Annotated in this window: 4 protein-coding genes and 1 pseudogene; all 5 read right to left on the reverse strand. The window is 65.6% G+C overall.

Features of this window, described 5'->3' with window-relative positions; all coding sequences use genetic code 11:
* A partial coding sequence (locus MOV75_RS30095; protein WP_247007141.1) for a thiolase family protein occupies window positions 1-679 on the reverse strand: 679 nt, incomplete at its 3' end.
* Between the two features lie 124 nt (window positions 680-803).
* Window positions 804-2,003 (reverse strand): CaiB/BaiF CoA-transferase family protein, encoded by a 1,200-nt coding sequence (locus MOV75_RS30100; RefSeq protein ID WP_247007142.1) that lies wholly within the window; start codon window positions 2,001-2,003, stop codon window positions 804-806.
* A gap of 128 nt (window positions 2,004-2,131) precedes the next feature.
* Window positions 2,132-2,338, reverse strand: coding sequence for a hypothetical protein (locus tag MOV75_RS30105; RefSeq protein ID WP_246920077.1), 207 nt, complete (start codon window positions 2,336-2,338; stop codon window positions 2,132-2,134).
* A 125-nt stretch (window positions 2,339-2,463) separates the two neighbouring features.
* Entirely contained in the window at window positions 2,464-3,633 is a 1,170-nt protein-coding gene (locus MOV75_RS30110; RefSeq protein WP_246920079.1) for an acetyl-CoA acetyltransferase, read from the reverse strand.
* A 59-nt stretch (window positions 3,634-3,692) separates the two neighbouring features.
* Window positions 3,693-3,867, reverse strand: a pseudogene (locus tag MOV75_RS30115) (keto-hydroxyglutarate-aldolase/keto-deoxy-phosphogluconate aldolase); the annotation flags it as partial.

Below are 3,867 nucleotides of genomic sequence, written 5' to 3' on the forward strand. Positions count from 1 at the left end.
GGATGCCCGCCTCCCCGGTCCGCTCGCGGCTGATGACCACGGCGGCGCCGCCGTCGGACACCGGGCAGCAGTCGAGCAGTTTTAGGGGCATCGCCACCGGCTTCGAGGCCATGACGTCGGCGACGGTGATGGGATCGTGGAATTGCGCGCCGGGATGGGTGCAGGCGTGGGCGCGCATCAGCACCGCGAACTCGGCGAGATCGTCTTCGGTCACGCCATATTCGTGCATGTACCTGCTGGCGACGAGGCCGTAATAGGCGGGAATGGTCGGGCCCAGCGGCACCTCGTAGTCGGGATGGCCGACCTGCGCCAACGCCTGGATCGAGGCGTCGCGGCTCTGCCCGGTAAGACGGTTCTCGCCGGCGACGACCAGCACGTGGCGCGCGACGCCTGTTACGACGAGGTGATGCGCCAGCATCGTCATCGCAAGGCCCGTAGCGCCGCCGACCTGCACGGCGTGGGCGTAAGCCGGGCGGATGCCAAAATGCTCGGCGAAGACGGTCGCCAGCATGATGTGGGGCGAGACGGTGGAATAGCCGCAGAGGATGCCGTCGATGTCGGCACGCTTCAGCCCGGCATCGTCAAGCGCGGCTTGCGCCGCCCTGCTCATCAGGTCGAGCGAGGATGATCCTTCATGCTTGCCGAAAGATGTGAGGCCGACGCCGGTGATGAAGCTCATGCTCTCTCCTCCTCGTCATTCCGGGGCGATGCGTCAGCATCGAACCCGGAATCTCGAGATTCCGGGATCGGTCCTCCGGACCGCCCCGGAATGACGGATGAGAGAGTCTTCGCCATCACTCCCCCTACTCCGGCGGCGAGCGCGTGACGCCATCGCGCACCATGGCGGCGATTTCATCGGCGGAATAGCCAACCTCGCGCAAAATCTCCGCGCCGTGCTCGTTGAGCCGCGGCGCCAGCCGCGCGGGCTCGGCCTCGGTCTCCGACCACGTCGCCGTCACCTTCATGCTGCGGATCGGCCCTTCGGTCGGATGGTCCACGACCGGAAAGAAATTCGTCGCCTCCAGATGCTCATCGTGCAGGATCGAGGCAAGGTCGTGCATGGGCATGACCGGCACGTCGGCTTTCGTCAGCAGATCGATCCACTCGGCCGTGGAGCGCGTCTCGAAGATGCGCGCGAGCTCGGCATAGACGACGTCGATGTTGGCGGCGCGCCCGGCGAAGGTCGCGAATTTGGGATCGGCGCGAAGATCATCGCGCGCGGTGGCCTTGAAGAAATTCTCCCACTGCTTGTCGTTGTAGACGATGACGCTGAGATAGCCGTCCGAGGTCTTGTAGGGCCTCCGATCCCGCGACAGGTGGCGGGCATAGCCGCCCTTGTCGAGCGGCGGCTCATAGGTGAGCCCGCCCATATGGTCGCCCATGACGAAGCCGGCCATGGTCTCGAACATCGGGATATCGACGCGCTGGCCACGGCCCGTGCGATCGCGGTGCACCAGGCTGGCACAGATCGCGCCGACGGCGGTGAGACCGACGATGCGATCGACCAGCGCATTCGGCACGTAGCGCGGCACGCCGTCGCCGGTCTGCGCCATCAGCGCCGGCAGTGCCGTGGCGCCCTGGATCAGGTCGTCATAGGCGGGTTTTGCCGCATAGGGCCCGTCCTGGCCGAAGCCGAACACGCCGGCATAGACCAGACGCGGATTGATGGCGGAGACGACACCGTAGCCGAGCTGAAGCCGCGCCATCGCCTGCGGGCGGACGTTGTAGACGAGGACGTCGGCGTCCTTCAGAAGCCGCAGCACGGCCTCCCGGCCAGCAGGCTTTTTCAGATCGAGGCAGATCGAGCGCTTGCTGCGGTTGGTGTTGAGGAATACCGGGCCCATGCCGGCGTGACGCATCGGGCCGATCAGGCGGGTGACGTCGCCGTCGAGCGATTCCACCTTGATGACATCGGCACCGTAGTCGCCGAGCATCTGGGTCGCATAGGGCCCCATCAGCACGGTGGTCATGTCGATGACCTTGATGCCCTTCAGCGGCCCCATCGTTCGCTCCCGATTGCGCAAGGGCCAAGGCACGGCCTTGCGATTTCGGTCCAGCTAACGGCAGCGAGGCCGCGCGCACAAGGGCGGCCGGCGTATGGCCGCATGCGCCGCGCGGCGGATATCGGCCGCTATTTCTTCTGGCGGGATTCGCGGATCTTGAGGAGCCGGTCGAGCTCGTCGTTCTGCTGGGTGATGCGGTCGGCGATACGCGACTCGTTCTGCTCGCCCGAGGCGGCCGCAGCCTGCTCGATGAGCTGGCGGATATTGTCCTCGAGGATCGCGATGCGATCGTTGAGTGCGTCCATTGACAGTGAAGTTTCGTAGTCAGTGCTCATGATGCATTTCCCGCAAATCAATCAGGAGCGTAAGGTGGGCAAAGCGAAGCGCGCCCACCATGATCTAGCGCAAGGAGGAAGGTGGGCCCGGCGCATGGCGCCTTTGCCCACCTACAGGACTAAGCCTACTTCAGCGGCTCCAGCACGGAGACGTAGTTCGCCACCGCGGCGCCGCCCATGTTGAAGATGCCGCCGAGCTTGGCATTCTTCAGCTGCATGCCCTCGGGCGCCTGCCCCGCGAGCTGCATCGCGGTCATCACATGCATGGAGACGCCGGTGGCGCCGACCGGATGACCCTTGGCCTTCAGGCCGCCGGACACATTGACCGGCAGCTTGCCGTCCTTCAGCGTCCAGCCTTCCTTGATGGCGCGGGCGCCCTGGCCCTTCGGCGTCAGGCCCATCGCTTCGTACTCGATCAGCTCGGCGACGGTGAAGCAATCATGGGTCTCGACGAAGGAGAGATCGGACAGGGTCACGCCCGCCTTTTCCAGCGCGCGCTGCCAGGCGACCGTGCAGCCCTCGAACTGCAGGATGTCGCGCTTGGACATCGGCAGGAAGTCCTGGGCGTGCGCGGTGGCGCGGAAGCCGATCGACTTGGTCATGGCCCTGGCGGTCTCGGCATCGGCCAAAACCAGCGCGGCAGCGCCGTCGGAGACCAGCGAGCAGTCGGTGCGCTTCAAGGGACCGGCGACGTAAGGGTTCTTCTCGCTTTCGGCGCGGCAGAAGTCGAAGCCAAAATCCTTGCGCATCTGGGCGAAGGGATTGGCGACGCCGTTCTTGTGGTTCTTGGCCGCGATCAGCGCCAGCGCATCGGACTGGTCGCCGTATTTCTGGAAATAGGAGCTGGCGATCTTGCCGAACACACCGGCAAAACCGCCGACGGTGTCGCCGTCCTCCGGCAGATAGGACGCCTTGAGCAGGTTCTTGCCGATCTCCGCGCTAGGGGTGCGCGTCATCTGCTCGACGCCGACGACCAGCACGATCTTGGCGGCACCTGCGGCAATCGCGCGCAGGCCCTGGTGAACGGCGGCCGAGCCGGTGGCGCAGGCGTTCTCGACCCGGGTGGCCGGCTTGAAGCGCAGCTTCGGGTCGGCCTGGAGCACCAGGGAGGCGGTAAAATCCTGCGGCGAGAAGCCGGCGTTGAAATGGCCGAGCACGATCTCGTCGACATCGCCGGCCGAAATGCCGGCATCGGCCAGCGCCTCATTGGCAACGCGGGTGACGAGACTTTCGACGGTTTCGGTGTCGAACTTGCCGAACGGCGTATGCGCCCATCCGACGATGCTGGCGGTCATGGTTTTTTCTCCCTGGAGTCTTATCCTGAGCTAAGTCTTAGCCTAGGGATGGCAAGACTTCACGCGGCTTTCAGGGCCTTGAGGGTCCGCTGGCAGATGGCAGTTATGCCGGCCCAGTTCCCGGCCCGGATCTCCGCCGTCGGGCACAGCCAGGAGCCGCCGACTGCGACCACGTTGGGCTCGGCAAGCCAGCTCGCCGCATTGGCCTCGCCAACCCCGCCGGTCGGGCAGAAC

Source organism: Bradyrhizobium sp. PRIMUS42 (genome assembly GCF_023006515.1).
Lineage (GTDB): Bacteria > Pseudomonadota > Alphaproteobacteria > Rhizobiales > Xanthobacteraceae > Bradyrhizobium.